Here is a 16,683-nt window from a genome sequence, read left to right as displayed (position 1 = left end):
GTGGGTCTGTTCCGGCACCTGATGCGCTCGTCGCCGCGCGTCTTCCTGGCCGCGATCGCGGCCGGCCTGGTCAGCGGCGCGGCGGGCGCGGCGTTCATCGTGGTGGTGAACCTGGCCCTGGCCCGGGGCGCGGACCGGGCGGTCGTGTGGGGCTACGTCGCGCTGTGCGCGGTCACCGTCCTGGCCCGGTTCGCCGCGCAGCGCATGCTGTTCCGGCTGTCCCAGGACGTGATCTACCGGCTGCGCCGCCGACTGGTGGACGGCGTGCTCGACGCACCCCTGCGCACCACCGAGAAGCTGGGTCCGGCGCGGCTGTACTCGGCGCTGTCGGACGACGTGATCGTCGTCGCCGACGTCGTGCCGGGCCTGCCCGCGGTCTGCTCCGGCGTGGCGTTCGTCGTGGTCGGCCTGGTCTACCTGGTCGTGGTGTCCCCGGTGGTGGCGGTGGCCGCGCTGCTGGCCACGGTGGTCGGCGCCGCGGTCTACCGGTTGTTCTCGATCGGGGGGATGCGCCGGCTCAACGCCGCGCGGGAGGAGCAGGACCGGCTGTTCGAGCACTTCCGCGCGGTCACCGGGGGCGCCAAGGAGCTCAAGCTCGACCGGGCCCGGCGCGACGCCCTGGCGGGGGAGGCGCTGGACCGCACCGCGCTGTCCTACCGCGACCACAGCATCCGCGGCCTGACGGTGTTCGAGGGCGCCGCCGGCAGCGGCCAGGCGCTGTTCTTCGCCCTCGTCGGCGTTCTGGTCTTCGTGCTCCCGCTGCACTTCGCGCTGCCCCCGCGGGCCCTCGCCGACACCGTGATGGTGCTGCTGTTCCTGGTGGCCAGCCTGCAGGGCGTGCTGATCTGGGTGCCCCAGCTCGGCCGCGCCTCGGTGGCGCTGGGCAAGCTCGACGAGCTGCTGGCCGAGCTGCCCGCCGCGGCGCCTCCGGCGGTGGCCGGGGCGGTGGCGCCCACGTGGCGGCGGATCGAGCTGCGCGGCGTCCGCCACGTCTACCCCGGCCCGCAGGGCGAGCAGTTCACGCTGGGACCGGTCGACCTGGAGATCCGCCGGGGCGAGGTGTCGTTCGTGGTGGGCGGCAACGGCAGCGGCAAGACGACGCTGGCCAAGCTGATCACCGGCTTGTACGAGCCGGAGTCGGGCCGGGTGTCGGTCGACGGGGTGCCCGTCGACGTCGGCGGCATCGAGGGCTACCGCCAGTCGTTCGCCGCGGTGTTCACCGACTTCTTCCTCTTCGACAGCCTCGTCGGCCTGCCCGCCGCGGACCGCGAGGATCGGGCGCGCGAGTACCTGCGCCGCCTCCGGCTCGACCACAAGGTCCGCGTCGAGGGCGACCGGTTCTCCACCACCGCGCTGTCGCAGGGCCAGCGCAAGCGGCTCGCGCTGCTCGCCGCCTACCTGTCCGACCGGCCCTGCTACGTCTTCGACGAGTGGGCGGCCGACCAGGACCCCGTCTTCAAGGACGTCTTCTACCGGGAGCTGCTGCCCGAGCTGCGCGCGCGGGACAAGGCGGTCGTGGTCATCAGCCACGACGACCGCTACTTCGACCTGGCCGACCGCCTGTTCCGGCTGGAGGACGGCCTCCTCCTGCCGCAGGACCCCGGCCCGCCCGACGGAACGGGAACGCCCCGCTCGCTGCCGACCCGTGCGGGAGGCGCCGGGTGAACGAGCTGTGGTGGCACGTGCCGCAACGCCGGCCCGACGCCGCGTTCCGACTGTTCTGCCTCCCCTACGCGGGTGGCGGCGCGGCCGCGTTCCGGGAGTGGTCGACCCGCGCACCCGGGCACGTCGAGGTCCGCGCCGTGGAGCTGCCCGGCCGGGGCAGGCGGCTGTCGGAGGCGCCGCACACGCGGGTCCGACCGCTGGTGGCGAACCTGGCGGAGGCGCTGCTGCCCGCGCTGGACCGGCCGTTCGCGCTGTTCGGGCACAGCATGGGCGCGCTGGTGGCCTTCGAGCTGACCCGGCGGCTGCGGTCGCTGGGCCAGCCGATGCCGCGCCGGTTGTTCGTCTCCGGTGCGTCGGCGCCGTCCGTGCCGCGCACCCGCCCGGTGCTGCACGCGGCGTCGGACGCCGACCTGGTGCGGGAGCTGCGCCTGCTCAACGGCACGCCGCCGCAGCTGCTCACGAACGACGAGCTGATGGCGTTGACGCTGCCCACCCTGCGCGCGGACTTCTCCGTGCTGGAGACCTACGAGCACCGGCCCGAGGCGCCGCTGCCGGTGCCGATCACCGTCTTCGCCGGCTCGGACGACCCGTCCGTGCCCTACTCGTCACTGCCCGCCTGGCGGACGCACTCCGACCGCGACGTCCGGCTCCGGGTGCTGCCCGGCGACCACTTCTTCGTGCACTCCGCCACCGCCGAGATCCTCGCCGAGATCGGCGCCGCGCTCACCCCCGGCATCCCGCGACCCGGTAGGAGACCGGCATGACCACGCTCGCCTCGAACCCCCGACCGCAGGCGTCGCCCGCGGACGTCGCCCCGTTCGCGCTCGTCGGACCCGCGGACCGCGACCGGCTGGCCGGCCTCGTGGTGGACGCCTGCCCGCTGACCCCCGACCAGGCCGCCGTCGCCGCCGGCGCGCCCGCCGTGGTGCGCGCCCGCCGGGTCGCCGGGTTCTCCGCCGAACACCTGCGCGAGGCCGTGGACGCCCTGGTGCGCACCCACGAAGTCCTGCGCACCTCCGTCGACCGCGAGGGCGCGGAGCCGCTGTGCCTGGTGCACGCCGAGAGCGCCGTCCCGGTGAACGTGGTGGACGTGGTGGACGCGGACCTGGTCGGGCTGGTCACGGCGGAGAGGGCGGCGGTCCACGAGAGGGCCACCCTGCGGGTCGCCGCCGTGCCCGCGCCCGAGGGCGGCGCGACGCTGCTGGTGAGCCTGCACCCGGTGCTGGCCGCCGCCGTCGACCCCGAGGCCGTCCTGGACGGGCTGCGGGACGCTGCCCGGGACGCCCCGGCGGTCCGGCACGCGCCGCGGGTGGCCGCCGAGCGCGCCGGGCTGCTCGACCGCGCGGGCCGCGCGCACTGGCGCGCCGTGACCGACGGCTTCGCCCCGTTCACCCTGCCCACGCCGTGGACCCGCGAGGCCGGGCCCGGGGCGGTCGAGGTGCCCGTGGCGGACCTGGCGCCGGGCCTGGCCGTGCTCGGTCCGCTGCCCGAGGTGCTGCTCGCCGCGCACCTGAAGGTGCTCACCACGCTCACCAACGAACCCTCGATGCGCAGCGATGTGGTGCTGCCCCGGCCTGAGGCGTGGTCGGCGTTCGAGCCCTTGTCGCGCACCGGTGTGGTGCCTCGGACCGAGGCGTCGTCGGCGTCCGAGCCCGCGTCGCGCGGAGATGTGGTCGTGCCACGGCCCGAGGCGCTGTCGGTGCCCGGTGGTCCGCTGCCCTTCGCCGTCACCGCGCCCGCGACCACGTGGCGCGACCTCGTCGCGGCGGTCCGGGAGACCGCGCGGGAGGCCGCCCGCCACCGCCCGGCCCACCGCCGCCCGGCCGTCGCCGCCGGGGAGCTGCGCCGCCACGCCCTCTTCGAGACCCGGGGCGGCCTCCCCGTCGTCCCGGAGGAGGACCGGGGCTACGGCGTGCACGTCATCGCCACGGCGGAGGCGCTGCTGGTCCGCACGGTCCTGCGCCCCGGGTCGGCCGCCACCCTCGGCCCGACCTACCGATCGGTGCTGGAGGCGATGGCCGCCGACCCCGACGGCGACGCGCGGGGTACGCACCTGCCGCCCGCCGAGCGGGACGAGGTGCTCTCGACGTGGGGCGCCGGTCCCCGGGCCGCCCTCGACGACACCACCGCCGCGGCACTGATCGAGACCCGCGCCCGCGTCACCCCGGACGCCGTGGCCGTGCGGGTCGGCACGGTCGAGCTGACCTTCCGCGCCCTGGACGAGCGCGCCACCCGGATCGCCCGACACCTCGCCTCCCTGGGCTTCGGGCAGCCCGACACCGTCGTCGGCGTGTGCCTGCGCCGCACACCGGACCTCCTGCCCGCACTGCTGGGCACGTGGAAGGCCGGCGCGGGCTATTTGGCGCTGGACCCGGACCTGCCCGTCGAACGCGTGCGCCACATGCTGGAGTCGACCGGTTGCCGGGTCGTGCTGTCCGACACCGCGCAGCGCGAGTTCCTGGGCGGCACCGGGTTCGCCGGCCGCGCGGTGTGGCTGGACGAGCAGCGCGACGCGATCGACGCCCACCCGACCACCCGGCTGCCCACCGGGCCGCGCCCGGAACACCTGGCCTACGTCATCTACACCTCGGGTTCCACCGGCACCCCCAAGGGGGTGATGGTCGAGCACCGTGGCCTGCTGAACTACCTGTCGTGGACGGTGGACGCCTACGCCGCGCACGGCTCCGGCGGCTCGGCGGTGTTCTCCTCCACGTCGTTCGACCTGGGCATCCCGAACCTGTTCACGCCCCTGCTGACCGGGCAGCCGGTGCACCTGCTGCCCGAGCCGCTCGCCCCGGCCGACCTGGGCCGGCACCTGGTCGAGGGCGGCCCGTACAGCTTCGTGAAGATGACACCGGGACACCTGGACCTGCTGTGCCACCAGCTCGACACGCGGCAGGCGCACGCGCTGGCCGGTGTCGTCGTCGCCGCGGGGGACGCGTTCCCCGCCACCCTGGCCGACCGCTGGATCCGGCTGGCCGGCCCGGGCGGCACGAAGGTCGCCACCGAGTACGGCCCGACCGAGATCACCATCGGCAACTCCGGCCAGCCGGTGACCGGGCCGCCCACCACCGAGCTGGTTCCGCTGGGCCCGCCCATCCCCAACACCACGATGTACGTGCTGGACGCCCACCTGGAACCGGTGGCCGTCGGCGTGCCCGGCGAGATCCACATCGGCGGCGTCGGCGTCGCCCGCGGCTACCTGGGCCGGCCCGGGTTGACCGCCGAGCGGTTCCGGCCCGACCCGCACGGCCGCCCCGGGGACCGGCTCTACCGCACCGGTGACCTGGCCCAGTGGCTGCCGGACGGTTCGCTGAACTTCCTCGGCCGGGCGGACGACCAGGTCAAGATCCGCGGCTACCGGGTCGAGTTGGGGGAGGTCCAGGCGGCCGTGACCCGGCACCCGCAGGTCCGCGACGCCGTCGTGGTGGCCCGCGAGAGCACGCCCGGCGTCAAGGTCCTGGCCTGCTACGTGGTGGCCGCCCGCGGCGCCCGCCCCGACCCCGCCGCGCTGCGCGCGCGCCTGGCCGCCGAGCTGCCCGACTACATGGTGCCCGCCACGGTCACGGTGATCGACCGAATCCCCTTGACCGCCAACGGCAAGGTCGACCACCGGGCACTCCCCGCCCCCTGACGACCACGCGCACCGCGGCGCCCCCGTTCGAGAGGACGAGCCAGAGATGACCGCTGTCGACCAGAACCCCCCGACCCTCGTCGCCCAACACCGGATCGACCTCACCGCCGCCGAGCGGGAGGGACTGCGCGCCCTGGCCGAGGAGGTCGTGGGCACACCACCCGGCGCGGTCGACGACCCGGCCTGGTTGTCCCGCGCCCGGCTGCTGACCTGCCACCTGCCCGCGCGCCTGGCGCGGACCCTGCGCCACTACCGCCACGACTCCGGCGTGGCGGGGACGTTGCTCGTCACCGGCCTGCCCATCGAGGACGCCGCCCTGCCCGACACCCCGACCGTGGCCGAGTCGGTGGAGCGCACGGCCACCGTGCCCGCCGCGCTCGCCGTGCTGCTGGGCTCACACCTGGGCGAGGTCGGCTCCTACCGCGCCGAGAAGTCCGGCGCCCTGGTCCACAACGTGGTCCCGGTCCACGGCCTGGAGGACTCCCAGAGCAACGCCGGGTCGGAGGCCGAACTGGCGTTCCACACCGAGAACGCCTTCCACCCGCACCGACCGGACTACCTGGGCCTGATCTGCCTGCGCGAGGACCACGAGAAGCGGGCGCGGACCCTCGTCTCGTCCATCCGCCACGCCCTGCCGCTGCTGGACCCGCACGACCGCGCCGTGCTGCACTCCGCCCGTTTCGTCACCGCGCCGCCGCCCTCGTTCCACTCCGGCGCGGACACCCGCCCCCAACCCGTCCTGACCGGCGACCCCGAGGATCCCGACGTCTGCGTCGACTTCGCCGCCACCACGGCCCTGGACCCCGGGGCCGCCACCGCGCTGGACCGGCTGCGCCTGGCGCTGGCGGAGAGCGCGACCGGGGTCGTGCTGCGGGCGGGCGACATGGTCTTCGTCGACAACCGCCTCGTGCTGCACGGCCGCTCGCGGTTCCTGCCCCGCTACGACGGCCGCGACCGCTGGCTGCACCGCATCTACCTGCACCTGGACAACCGCCGCACCCGCGGTCACCGGCCCGCCAACGGCGCCGTCCTGTCCTGAGCGACCCGACCAGCGAAAGGGGGAGGGAGTCGCCGGGAAGGCGCCTCCCGCCGCTTATGACCAGCACCCTGCCCGTCACCGGTGTCCTGCGCGTCGACCACGTCGGCCTGGTCGTCGCCGACCTCGAAGCCGCCGTCGCCCGTTACGAGACCCTGTTCGGGATGCGCTGCGAGGGCATCGAGGTCAACGTCGAACAGGGCGTCCGCGAAGCCATGCTCCAGGTGGCGTCCGACCCCGCCGGCACCCGCGTGCAACTGCTCAGCCCGATTGCCACCGATTCGGCCGTCGCCCGCTTCCTGGAGCGCTCCGGGCCGGGCGTCCAGCAGATCGCCTACACCGTCGCCGACCTGGACGCGGCGGTGGCCGGGCTGCGGGCGCACGGCGTCCGCTTCCTCTACGACACCCCGCGGCGCGGCACCGCCGGCTCGCGCATGACCTTTCTCAACCCCAACGACGTGGGCGGCATCCTCGTCGAACTGGTCGAACCCGCTCGCTGACCGCGTGGCGGGCCGGGGCCGGACGGCCCCGGCCCCGCGCTACCGCAACACCACCACGCGCAGCGCGGGCGAGGACAGGATGTCGCGCTCGCAGTGCCGCCCCTCGGCCCACCGGCCGGCGGAGAACAGCCTGGTCTGGTCGGCGTGGTGCGGGGAGGTGGGGTCCGCCGACCGCGAGTACGCCGCCGGCGTCGCCGTGCCGGTCGAACGCCACGACCCGGATGTCACCGGACCCCCGCGCGGATCCCGAACCGCGAACAACGACCCGCGACCGCCCACCCCGTACCGGTTGTCGGTCCCACGAGGACTGCGCGGCGACCGCACCGTCCGGTGTCGCCGACGACCCGGGGCGGCCCGGTGATCGGTAGTCGGGTTGGGAACGTGACCCGCCGGAGCGTTCCCCGCTGTCCACATCGGAGGGACGTCGAGTCGCCGCGCGGTCCGCGGCGTGCGGGTCCGCTGTGGCTGCTTGTCACCGCGTCGGGTCAGGCTGAACGGCCGGTGATGTCGCCGCGTGCGCGCCCCCTCCGGAGGTTCGCCGCGACCGTCAGCGGGCACCCGGCGACCCGGGGGCACTTGAGCAGCTGCGCGCAGCCGCACGCGAGCGTGGCGTCGAGCGTGTCCAACCAGGCTTGGCGCTGCTCGATCTCGCGCTGGATGCGGGCTCGGCGTCGGGCCGCGACCTGGTGCCACGAACCGCCCGACTCGTCCGCCTCGCGCAGCAGCGAGGAGATCTCCGTGAGGCTGAAACCGATGTTCTGGCAGATGCGGATCACGGACAGGCGGTCGAGCACGTCGCGCGGGTAGTGCCTCTTGCCGCCGATCTTCGGTCCTTCCTCGATCAGCCCCACCCGCTCGTAGTAGCGCAACGCCGACGGCGCGACACCCGATTCCTCGGCCACTCGGCCTATCGGCAGAAGGTCTCCCGTCATGGTGGCTCCCGGGTCGGTCGGCTCGGCAGTCCCGCCGTGCGGCTGGGCGGTGTGGGGACCTGCTGCCACCCAACGCATTCTGGGCGGTGCGGAGCGTGCACGGGAAGTGCATCGGAGGTGCGACATGGTGACCTGAAGCGATTTGGCGGCCCGAACGGTGGTGCGACTGCTGCGCGCTCGGGCCGCCGGCGCTCGTCGGCGTGCTGGTGCGCGGTGCCGGGTCCGTGCGGCGACGGCACCTCTTCGGGTGAACGCGCCCGGAGGAGGTGGGCCGGGACGAGGCGACCCGGTGGGAGCTGCCGCTGCACGTCGTCAACGCCTGCGGGCGGCCGACTGCACGGTGCGGTCCGAGGCGGACGCGCGGGCCAGGTCGGAGGCGCTGGTCGAGACCCTGAGGGGGTGACCGTCGGGCCCGGGACGACAGCGGGTGACGCCGTGGCCCTGCCCGCCACCAACGGGTTCATCACTCTGCCGGTGGTCGACCCGGCCGGCACCCTGGTCGGTGTGGTCACCGAGACCGACGCGCTGCGCGACCGGCTGCCCGTCGACCCGCGCACGCTCCCGCACGGGCAGCCGGCGCGTGCCACCCCGCGCAGGGCGCTCGCCGACGTGACGGGCGCGGTCACCGCCACCCCCGGCACGGACCTCACGGGGCCGGCGCACGGGGTGCGCGGCGCGTGCGTGGTGGACCGTCGGGTGTCGATCCTGGACGACCACGACCACGACCACGAGCGCGACCACGAGCGCGACCACGAGCGCGACCACGAGCGCGACCACGACCACGAGCGCGACCACGACCACGAGCGCGACCACGACCACGACCACGAGCGCGGCCACGAGCGCGACCGGCACGTCGCGGCGGCGGTCCCCGGTGTGGTCGATGTCGTCCTCCCGGAGGTGCGGGATGCCGTCGGCGACGGCTGAACGCGATGCCACGCCGCACGGCCTGCCCGTGCCCGAGGTGGTGCGGCTCGCCGAGACCGACGCCGACACCGGCCTGCCCGGCACGGCGGCGGCCGAGCGGCTGGCCTCGCTGGGCCCCAACCGGCTGCCCGAGCGGCGCGGCCCAGGGCGCCTGCGGCGGATGCTCGGCCAGTTCCACAACCCGCTGATCTACGTGCTGCTCGGCGCGGCGGCGCTGACCGCCGCGCTGGGCGAGGCGGTGGACGCCTCCGTGGTGCTGGGCGTGGTCCTGGTCAACGCCGTCGTCGGCTACCTCCAGGAGGTGCGCGCCGAACGCGCCCTCGACGCCCTGGAGGCCATGGTCCGCACCGAGGCGACCGTGATCCGCGACGGGACCGCGGTGCGGATCGCGTCCGACGAGCTGGTGCCCGGTGACCTGGTCGTGCTGGAGGAAGGCGACCAGGTGCCCGCCGACCTGCGGCTCGTGGGCACGCGCGAGCTGCGCGTGGACGAGTCGGCGCTGACCGGCGAGTCGCGGCCGTCGGCCAAGGACCCGCTGCCCGTGCCGCACGACACCGCGTTGGCCGACCGCACCGACATGGCCTACTCCGGCACGCTGGTCACGACCGGCGGCGGGCGTGGAGTGGTGGTCGCCACCGGCGCGGACACCGAGATCGGGCAGGTGCACCGGCTCGTGGGCGCCACCACGACCGTGCAGACGCCGCTCACCCGCAAGCTGGCGCGCTTCGGCAAGCTGCTCACCGTCGTCATCCTCGGCTTGGCCGTGGTCGCCGTCGTGATCGGGGTGCTGCGCGGCGAGCCGCTGCCCGACATGGTGACCGCCGCCGTCGCGCTGGCCGTGGGCGCGATCCCCGAAGGGCTGCCCGCCGCGGTGACGGTGACGCTGGCCATCGGCGTCGCCCGCATGGCGCGCCGCAACGCCGTCATCCGCCGGCTGCCCGCCGTGGAGACCCTGGGCAGCACGACCGTCATCTGCACCGACAAGACCGGCACCCTCACCGCCAACGCCATGACCGTCCGCCAGGTCGTCGCCGACGGCCACCGGTGGGAGGTCGAGGGCATCGGCTACTCGCCGCTGGGCGATCACGCCCCGCCGCCGGACGCCGTGCGCGAGGTGCTGCTCGCCGGGCTGGCGTGCAACGACGCCGACGTGGTCCGCCAGGACGGCCGGTGGACCGCCGTCGGCGACCCCACCGAGGCCGCGCTCGTCGTCTCCGCCCGCAAAGCGGGCCTGACCTCCGACGACGTGCCCGCGCGCGTGGACGAACTGCCGTTCACCTCACCCCGCCGGTTCATGGCCACCCGCCACACCGGCGGCGTCGTCTACCTCAAGGGCGCGGTGGAGCGGATCGCCGGGTTCACCGGCGACACCGACCACGCGACCGCCGACGAGCTGGCCGGTCGCGGCCTGCGCGTGCTCGCGTTCGCGCGGGCGCACGTGCCCGAGGACGTGCCGTTGACCGAGGAGGCCCTGCACGGCGCCGTGCCGCTCGGGTTCCAGGCCATGCACGACCCGCCCCGGCCCGAGGCCGTCGAAGCGGTCCGCGCGTGCCGGGAGGCGGGCATCGAGGTCCGCATGATCACCGGCGACCACCTCGGCACCGCCCGCGCCATCGCCGCCCACTTCTCCCTGCCCGACGACGCCGTGCACGCCCGCGTCTCGCCCGAGGAGAAGCTGAGGCTGGTGAAGCGGATCCAGGCGGCCGGGCACGTGGTCGCCATGACCGGTGACGGCGTCAACGACGCGCCCGCGCTGCGGCGGGCCGACATCGGCGTCGCGATGGGCCGCGGCGGCACGGAGGTCGCCAAGCAGGCGGCCGACATGGTGCTCACCGACGACAACTTCTCCTCCATCCGCGCCGCGGTGGAGGAGGGGCGCGCGGTCTTCGACAACCTGCGCAAGTTCATCATCTGGACGCTGCCGACGAACATGGCCGAGGGCCTGGTCATCCTCACCGCGATCCTGCTCGGCACGGCGTTGCCGATCCTGCCCGTGCAGATCCTCTGGATCAACATGACCACCGCCGTGGCGCTCGGCCTGACCCTGGCCTTCGAGCCGCGCGAGCCGAACGTCATGCGCCGCCCGCCGCTGCCGCCGTCGCTGCCCCTGCTGACCGGGGCGCTGGTGCAGCGCATCGTGCTCGTGTCGGCCGTGCTGCTGGCGGGGTCGTTCGCGGCCTTCCACCTGCACGGCGGCACCTTGAACGAGGCGCGCACCGTCGCGGTCAACGTGTTCGTGGCGGCCCAGGTCGCCTACCTGTTCAACTGCCGGTCGCTGCGCGACCTCCGCCCGCACGTGGGTCTCCGGCGCAACCCGTGGCTGCTGGTCGGCGTCGCCCTCACCGTCGGCCTCCAGTTGGTGTTCACCTACCTGCCGGCGATGAACGCCCTCTTCCACACCGCGCCGATCGGGTGGCGCGACTGGGCGGCCGTGGTGGCGCTGGCCGTGGTCGCCTACGGCGTGGTGGAAGCCGACAAGTGGTGGCGTCGGACGTCCTCGCGCTGACGGAGGTCCAGCCGTCACCGGCCGGCGAGCGGCGGGTTGTGCGGGGACGGCGACACGGAGTCGGCGCGCAGCGGCAGCAGCCGGCCGGCGACCACGTGCCCCGGGGTGAAGCGGACGCGGCGCCCGGTCCGGTCGTCGTCGCCGGGGGCTCCGGGATCGGTCCACCCGACCTCGGCCCGACCGGACAGGTGCAGGGTGCGGCCGGTGGCGAAGTCGCAGAACAGCAGCGCGGTCTCGGGGTCGGCGTGGATGTTGCCGAGGGTGGTGAACATGTTGTTGCCCGGGTAGTCGGGCCACCACAGCCCGCCGTCCTCGACCCGCACGAAGCCGGGCGCCCCGCCCCGGTGCGAGGCGTCGTTGCCGCGGGTGGGGTGGGTGGTGCCGACGAAGAAGGTGTCGGCACGGCGGATCAGGGCGACGTCGTCGGGCGTGAGTTCCGTCCCGCGTCGGACCGGCGCGGCGGCCGGGGTCGTGGCGGCGGCGTCGCGGAGGCGGCGGGCCTGGATGTACTGGGGGCAGTTGCCGAACGCCTGCTCCACCTCCACGCGCAGCCCTTCGTGCCCGGCGCGGGACAGCGTGCCGTTGAGGCGCAGGCGGCGGCGGATCGCGAACTCGACCGCGATGAGGCCGACCGGCTGGTCCGCCGGCAGGTCGTGGAGGGGGTCGCCCTCGGCCGGCGACGTCCGCGCCGTGACGGTGGTCGCCGAGTCGACGTGCAGGAACCCCGGCGGGCCGGTGAGCGGGGAGGTCCACAGCGCGCCGGCGCCGTCGCGCGCGGTGATCGCGGCGAAGGTCCGTTCGGCCAGGAACCGCGCCATGCCCGCGCCGAGCGAGGCCGGGGCGACCATGGCCGAGAGCCGTGCCGCGTCCTGGGAGACGCCCGCCCGCCGCTGCACGGCCAGCTCTCCCGCGTGGAAACCGGACATGCCGCGCCACCCCTTCGGTTCTGACGGTTAGCTGTGTATGCAACCGTTAGAACTCTGGCACGGGCGCGTGCTCGTGTCAACGGATGAGGGCCACGGCAACCGTTAGAAGTGCGCTAGCCTCGACGGCATGGGCACCGATGCGCCGCTGCTGGGTGAGCCGCTGCCGGTCGAGCTGATGAACACCCTCTTCGCCGACCGGGACGGCGTGCACGACGCGCTGCGCGATCGCGACGGCGTCACGGCGTGGCTGCACGCCGTCCACCACCGGACGGACCACCCGAGCGCCCCGGGCGAACCCACCGCCGCCGACCACGACCGCCTGGTCGCCCTGCGGGACGCGCTGCGCAGGCTGGCCGCCGAGGTCACCGAGGACCCGCGCCCGGCGGCCGCCGACCCGCACGGGCTCCACGCGGCCGTGAGCGTCCTCAACGAGACGGCCGCCGACACACCCCGCTGGTCCGCCCTGTCCTGGACACCCGAGCCCTCACGGCACACCCGCACCGCGGGACGGGCCGTCGCCGCGGTCGTCTCGGCCATCGCCGAGGACGCGATCGCCCTCTTCGGCGGGGACGGCCGTCACCGACTCCGCGCCTGCCTCGGACCGGGCTGCGTCCTGTACTTCCTCAAGGACCACCCCCGCCGGGAGTGGTGCTCGGCGGGCTGCGGCAACCGCGCCCGCTCCGCCCGCCACTACCGACGCCACCGCGGCACGACGACGTGACCGCCGCGGTGCGCACCCCGTGAGGGCCGACCGCCCCGGCCCGGCTCGCGCGGATCTCCCGGAGGCATGGGTGCGGGGCCGACGGGTAGTCCCCGACCATGCGCGCACTCACCGTCGTGCCCGGCGCCGCCGGGTCGTTGCAGTTGACCGAGCTCCCGGACCCCGAACCACGACCGGGCGAGTTGGTGGTCGAGGGCTTGGTCGTGGGGGTGTGCGGGACGGACCGGGAGATCGCCGACGGGGAGTACGGGTGGGCGCCGCCGGGACGCGACCGGCTGGTCCTCGGGCACGAGTCGCTGGGCCGCGTGAGGAGCGCCCCGGAGGGCAGCGGATTCTCCGCCGGCGACCTCGTGGTGGGGGTGGTGCGGCGGCCGGACCCGGTGCCGTGCGGGGCGTGCGCGCGGGGCGAGTTCGACAACTGCCGCAACGGCCGCTACACCGAGCGCGGCATCAAGGAGCTGGACGGGTACGGCGCCGGGCTGTGGTGCGTGGAGGCCGACTACGCGGTCGCGCTCGACCCGGCGCTGGAACGGGTCGGGGTGCTGATGGAGCCGACCTCGGTGGTGGCCAAGGCGTGGGAGCAGGTGCGGCGGGTGGGGGAGCGCGCCTGGTTCGAGCCGGAGCGGGCGCTGGTGACGGGCGCGGGGCCGATCGGGCTGCTGGCGGCGATGATCGGGGTCCAGCAGGGGTTGGAGGTGCACGTGCTGGACCGGGTCGCCGACGGGCCGAAACCGGCGTTGGTCGAGCAGCTGGGCGCGACCTACCACCACGGCGACGTCGAGGAGGTGGCCGGGAAGTTGCAGCCGGACGTGGTGATCGAGGCGACCGGTGTGGGCTCCCTGGTGTTCGCCGCCATGCGCAACACCTCCCCGTACGGCGTCATCTGCCTCACGGGCGTGTCGGAACCCGGCCGGAAGTCCGAGATCGACGCGGGTGGCGTGAACCGCGAGATGGTGCTGGAGAACAACGCCGTCGTCGGTTCGGTCAACGCCAACCTGCGCCACTACCGGCAGGCGGCGGAAGCGTTGGCGGCGGCGGACCGGGACTGGCTGGACGGCCTGATCACCAGGCGCGTGCCGCTGGACGCCTTCGCCGAGGCCTTCGAGGCCGGGCCGGAGGACGTGAAGGTGGTCGTCGAGCTGGAAGGCGGTCGATGAGCGGTGCCGTCACCGATCGAGGACTACGCCCTGCTGGGTGATCTGCAGACCGCCGCGCTGGTGGGCCGGGACGGCAGCGTGGACTGGCTGTGCCTGCCCGCGTTCGACTCGCCGGCCTGCTTCGCCGCGCTGCTGCACGACGAGAGCGCGGGCCGCTGGCTGCTCGCCCCGGCGACCGGCGGCCCGGCCACCCGCCGCCGCTACCGGGGCGACTCGCTGGTGCTGGAGTCGGAGTGGGACACACCGGACGGCACGGTGCGGGTGATCGACTGCATGCCGCCGCGCGGTGAGGCCGCCGACCTGGTGCGGGTGGTGGAAGGCGTGTCGGGCAGCGTGCCGATGCGCATGGACCTGCGGCTGCGGTTCGACTACGGCGGCGTCGTGCCGTGGGTGCGCCACCACGACGGCGCGCTGGCCGCGGTCGCCGGGCCCGACTCGGTGTGGCTGGAGGCCGGCGTGCCGGTGCACGGGCACGACCTGACCACCACCGCGGAGTTCGAGGTGCGGGCGGGGCAGCGGGTGCCGTTCGTGCTCACCCACACCGCCTCCCACCTGCCGCGCCCGCACGCGGTCGACCCCGAGCAGGCCGTCCTGGACACCGAGGACTTCTGGAGGGGCTGGATCGGCCGCTGCACCTACAACGGCCCCTGGTCGGAGGCGGTCCGCCGGGCCCTGGTCACGCTCAAGGCCCTGACCTACGCGCCCACCGGGGGCATCGTGGCCGCCGCGACCACGTCGCTGCCGGAGCAGTGGGGCGGCCCGCGCAACTGGGACTACCGCTACTGCTGGCTGCGCGACGCCACGTTCACCCTCCAGGCGTTGCTGGGCACGGGTTTCGTGGCCGAGGCCCGCGCCTGGCGCGAGTGGCTGGTGCGGGCGGTGGCGGGCGACCCGGCGAAGCTGCAGATCATGTACGGCATCGACGGCCGCCGGCGGCTGCCCGAGCAGACCGTGCCGTGGCTGTCCGGTTACGAGGGCGCGTCACCCGTCCGGGTCGGCAACGCCGCGGCCGACCAGTTCCAGCTCGACGTGTGGGGCGAGGTCCTCGACGGTCTGCACCTGGCCCGCGAGGCCGGGCTGCACACCAGCGACACCGCCTGGGACCTCCAGCGGGCGCTGCTGGACTACCTGGAGGGCCACTGGGACGACCCGGACAACGGGCTGTGGGAGGTGCGCGGTCCGCGCCGGCACTTCGTGCACTCCAAGGTCATGGCCTGGGCAGGGCTCGACCGGGCGGTGCACACCGTGGAGAACCACGGGTTGGACGGCCCGGTCGACCGGTGGCGGCAGGTGCGCGACCGCATCCACGCCGACGTGTGCGAGCAGGGCTTCGACGCCGAACGGGGCACGTTCACCCAGTTCTACGGCTCGGAAGGGCTGGACGCCTCGCTCCTGCTGATCCCGAGGGTCGGGTTCCTGCCCTGGGACGACCCGCGCGTGCGGGGCACGGTGGACGCGGTGCGGCGCGAGTTGTGCGAGGACGGGTTCGTGCTGCGCTACCGCACCGACGCCGACGGTGGCGTCGACGGCCTGCCGGGCACCGAAGGCGCGTTCCTGGCCTGCACGTTCTGGCTGGTCGACGCGCTGCACGGCACCGGCCGCGCCGACGAGGCCCGGGAGCTGTTCGAACGGCTGCTCGGCCTGCGCAACGACGTCGGCCTGCTCAGCGAGGAGTACGACCCGGCCACCGGTCGCCACATGGGCAACACCCCGCAGGCGTTCAGCATGGAAGGTCTGGTCAACACCGCCCGCCGACTCGGCGGCGCCTCGACCAGCACCTCGGCCGGCAGGACCGAGCAGGCCCTGTGACGGCGCTCTGACCGAACCGGCGTCGGCGACCCGCTGACCGCGCCGGATCGCCACCGACCACCGGCAGGCGGACGACTTTCCCGCGCCGGAACGACCACCGCCCGCCCGACGAGACGAACGGGCCGGCACCCCCACCGCGGGGTGGGAGTGCCGGCCCGGTTCGGGTGGCCCTGTGTCGGCTGGTCAGCGCTGGAGCGTGAGCAGGCCGGGGCGGTAGGGCAGCAGGCCGTAGTCGCCGCCGGAGTTGGGGCTGCGGCCCTGGTAGAGCAGTTGGAGGTTGCAGGGGTCGATGGTCTTGGTCTGGTCGGGGTTGCTGCGGATCAGGTCACCGTGGCTGATGTCGTTGGTCCAGGTGGCCCCGCTGTTGGCCTTGCCGGCGAACGGGTTGCTCTCCGTCGCGGCCTGCGGGGTCCAGGAGCCGCCGAGGCTGGTGGACGTGAACGAGCGGAAGTAGCGGCCGTTGGCGCCGATCGCCTCGACGATCATGAGGTACTGGGTGCGGTCCTTGACCTTGTAGACCTCGACCGCCTCGAACAGGTTGTTGGTCGAGTCGCTCATGATCGTGGTGTAGGAGGAGCCGAAGCTGCCGGGGAAGTTCCCGATCGGCATGACCTGGCGGTAGATCTTGCCGTTGTCGCCGGCGAAGAACAGGTACATGTTCTGGCTGTCGCCGATGATGGTCTGGTCGATCGGGCCGGTGCCGGAGCCGGTGATGCTGGCGGTGGAGAGCACCTGCTGGGCCGACCAGCCGTTGGGGTTGGTCGGGTCGGTCGAGGTGCGGTAGCTGAACGCGGTCCCGCCCCACTGGTAGGCCAGCACCCAGATGTTCTTCGGGGCGAAGTAGAACAGCGTGGGCGCGACGGTGCTGATGTT

Annotated in this window: 14 protein-coding genes; 10 read left to right on the top strand and 4 right to left on the bottom strand. The window is 74.5% G+C overall.

Translation table 11 applies throughout. From position 1 onward, the window contains the following. Genes ACWEFJ_RS34340 through mce form a run of 5 tightly spaced genes read left to right on the top strand, consistent with a single transcriptional unit; the run spans position 1 to position 6,835 of the window. Positions 1-1,665, top strand: coding sequence for a cyclic peptide export ABC transporter (locus ACWEFJ_RS34340; RefSeq protein ID WP_449716297.1), 1,665 nt, complete (start codon positions 1-3; stop codon positions 1,663-1,665). Next, positions 1,662-2,429: a thioesterase II family protein gene (locus ACWEFJ_RS34335; RefSeq protein ID WP_378092800.1), complete on the top strand. Its 768-nt coding sequence runs from the start codon at positions 1,662-1,664 to the stop codon at positions 2,427-2,429. The genes ACWEFJ_RS34340 and ACWEFJ_RS34335 overlap by 4 nt, the downstream gene beginning before the upstream one ends. Further along, on the top strand, positions 2,426-5,299 hold the full coding sequence (locus tag ACWEFJ_RS34330) for a non-ribosomal peptide synthetase family protein (protein WP_449716296.1): 2,874 nt from the start codon (positions 2,426-2,428) through the stop codon (positions 5,297-5,299). The genes ACWEFJ_RS34335 and ACWEFJ_RS34330 overlap by 4 nt, the downstream gene beginning before the upstream one ends. A gap of 46 nt (positions 5,300-5,345) precedes the next feature. Further along, positions 5,346-6,338: a TauD/TfdA family dioxygenase gene (locus tag ACWEFJ_RS34325; protein ID WP_378092805.1), complete on the top strand. Its 993-nt coding sequence runs from the start codon at positions 5,346-5,348 to the stop codon at positions 6,336-6,338. 56 nt (positions 6,339-6,394) lie between these two features. Beyond that, positions 6,395-6,835 carry a methylmalonyl-CoA epimerase gene (mce, locus tag ACWEFJ_RS34320; protein ID WP_378092807.1) on the top strand — a complete coding sequence of 147 codons (441 nt, stop codon included), beginning with the start codon at positions 6,395-6,397 and terminating at the stop codon, positions 6,833-6,835. A gap of 39 nt (positions 6,836-6,874) precedes the next feature. On the opposite strand, the gene ACWEFJ_RS34315 is transcribed toward mce, so the two are convergent. Both ACWEFJ_RS34315 and ACWEFJ_RS34310 read right to left on the bottom strand, forming a co-directional pair. After that, positions 6,875-7,063, bottom strand: a complete 189-nt coding sequence (locus tag ACWEFJ_RS34315; RefSeq protein WP_449716295.1) for a hypothetical protein — start codon at positions 7,061-7,063, stop codon at positions 6,875-6,877. Positions 7,064-7,320: 257 nt separating this feature from the next. Next, entirely contained in the window at positions 7,321-7,737 is a 417-nt protein-coding gene (locus ACWEFJ_RS34310) for a MerR family transcriptional regulator (protein WP_378092811.1), read from the bottom strand. A 429-nt stretch (positions 7,738-8,166) separates the two neighbouring features. Here ACWEFJ_RS34310 and ACWEFJ_RS34305 point away from each other — a divergent pair, with 429 nt between their 5' ends. Both ACWEFJ_RS34305 and ACWEFJ_RS34300 read left to right on the top strand, forming a co-directional pair. Then, on the top strand, positions 8,167-8,691 hold the full coding sequence (locus ACWEFJ_RS34305) for a CBS domain-containing protein (protein WP_449716294.1): 525 nt from the start codon (positions 8,167-8,169) through the stop codon (positions 8,689-8,691). Continuing rightward, entirely contained in the window at positions 8,672-11,197 is a 2,526-nt protein-coding gene (locus tag ACWEFJ_RS34300) for a cation-translocating P-type ATPase (RefSeq protein WP_449716293.1), read from the top strand. The genes ACWEFJ_RS34305 and ACWEFJ_RS34300 overlap by 20 nt, the downstream gene beginning before the upstream one ends. Before the next feature lie 14 nt (positions 11,198-11,211). Here ACWEFJ_RS34300 and ACWEFJ_RS34295 read toward each other — a convergent pair whose 3' ends face one another. Then, positions 11,212-12,123 (bottom strand): pyridoxamine 5'-phosphate oxidase family protein, encoded by a 912-nt coding sequence (locus tag ACWEFJ_RS34295; RefSeq protein WP_449716292.1) that lies wholly within the window; start codon positions 12,121-12,123, stop codon positions 11,212-11,214. 127 nt (positions 12,124-12,250) lie between these two features. Here ACWEFJ_RS34295 and ACWEFJ_RS34290 point away from each other — a divergent pair, with 127 nt between their 5' ends. The 3 genes from ACWEFJ_RS34290 to ACWEFJ_RS34280 all read left to right on the top strand — a co-directional run bounded on the left by ACWEFJ_RS34290 (position 12,251) and on the right by ACWEFJ_RS34280 (position 15,810). Further along, complete coding sequence (locus ACWEFJ_RS34290) at positions 12,251-12,844, top strand: CGNR zinc finger domain-containing protein (protein ID WP_449716291.1); 594 nt, start codon at positions 12,251-12,253, stop codon at positions 12,842-12,844. A 98-nt stretch (positions 12,845-12,942) separates the two neighbouring features. After that, positions 12,943-14,001, top strand: coding sequence for a glucose 1-dehydrogenase (locus ACWEFJ_RS34285; protein WP_449716290.1), 1,059 nt, complete (start codon positions 12,943-12,945; stop codon positions 13,999-14,001). Positions 14,002-14,004: 3 nt separating this feature from the next. Then, positions 14,005-15,810, top strand: a complete 1,806-nt coding sequence (locus tag ACWEFJ_RS34280) for a glycoside hydrolase family 15 protein (RefSeq protein WP_449716289.1) — start codon at positions 14,005-14,007, stop codon at positions 15,808-15,810. Between the two features lie 183 nt (positions 15,811-15,993). Here ACWEFJ_RS34280 and ACWEFJ_RS34275 read toward each other — a convergent pair. Then, positions 15,994-16,683, bottom strand: a 690-nt coding sequence (locus tag ACWEFJ_RS34275) for a non-reducing end alpha-L-arabinofuranosidase family hydrolase (protein ID WP_449716288.1), incomplete at its 5' end; no start/stop codon positions are given.

Source organism: Actinosynnema sp. NPDC004786 (genome assembly GCF_053601135.1).
The sequence above is the reverse complement of the archived record's forward strand: the minus strand, read 5'-3'. Positions and strand labels throughout refer to the sequence as shown.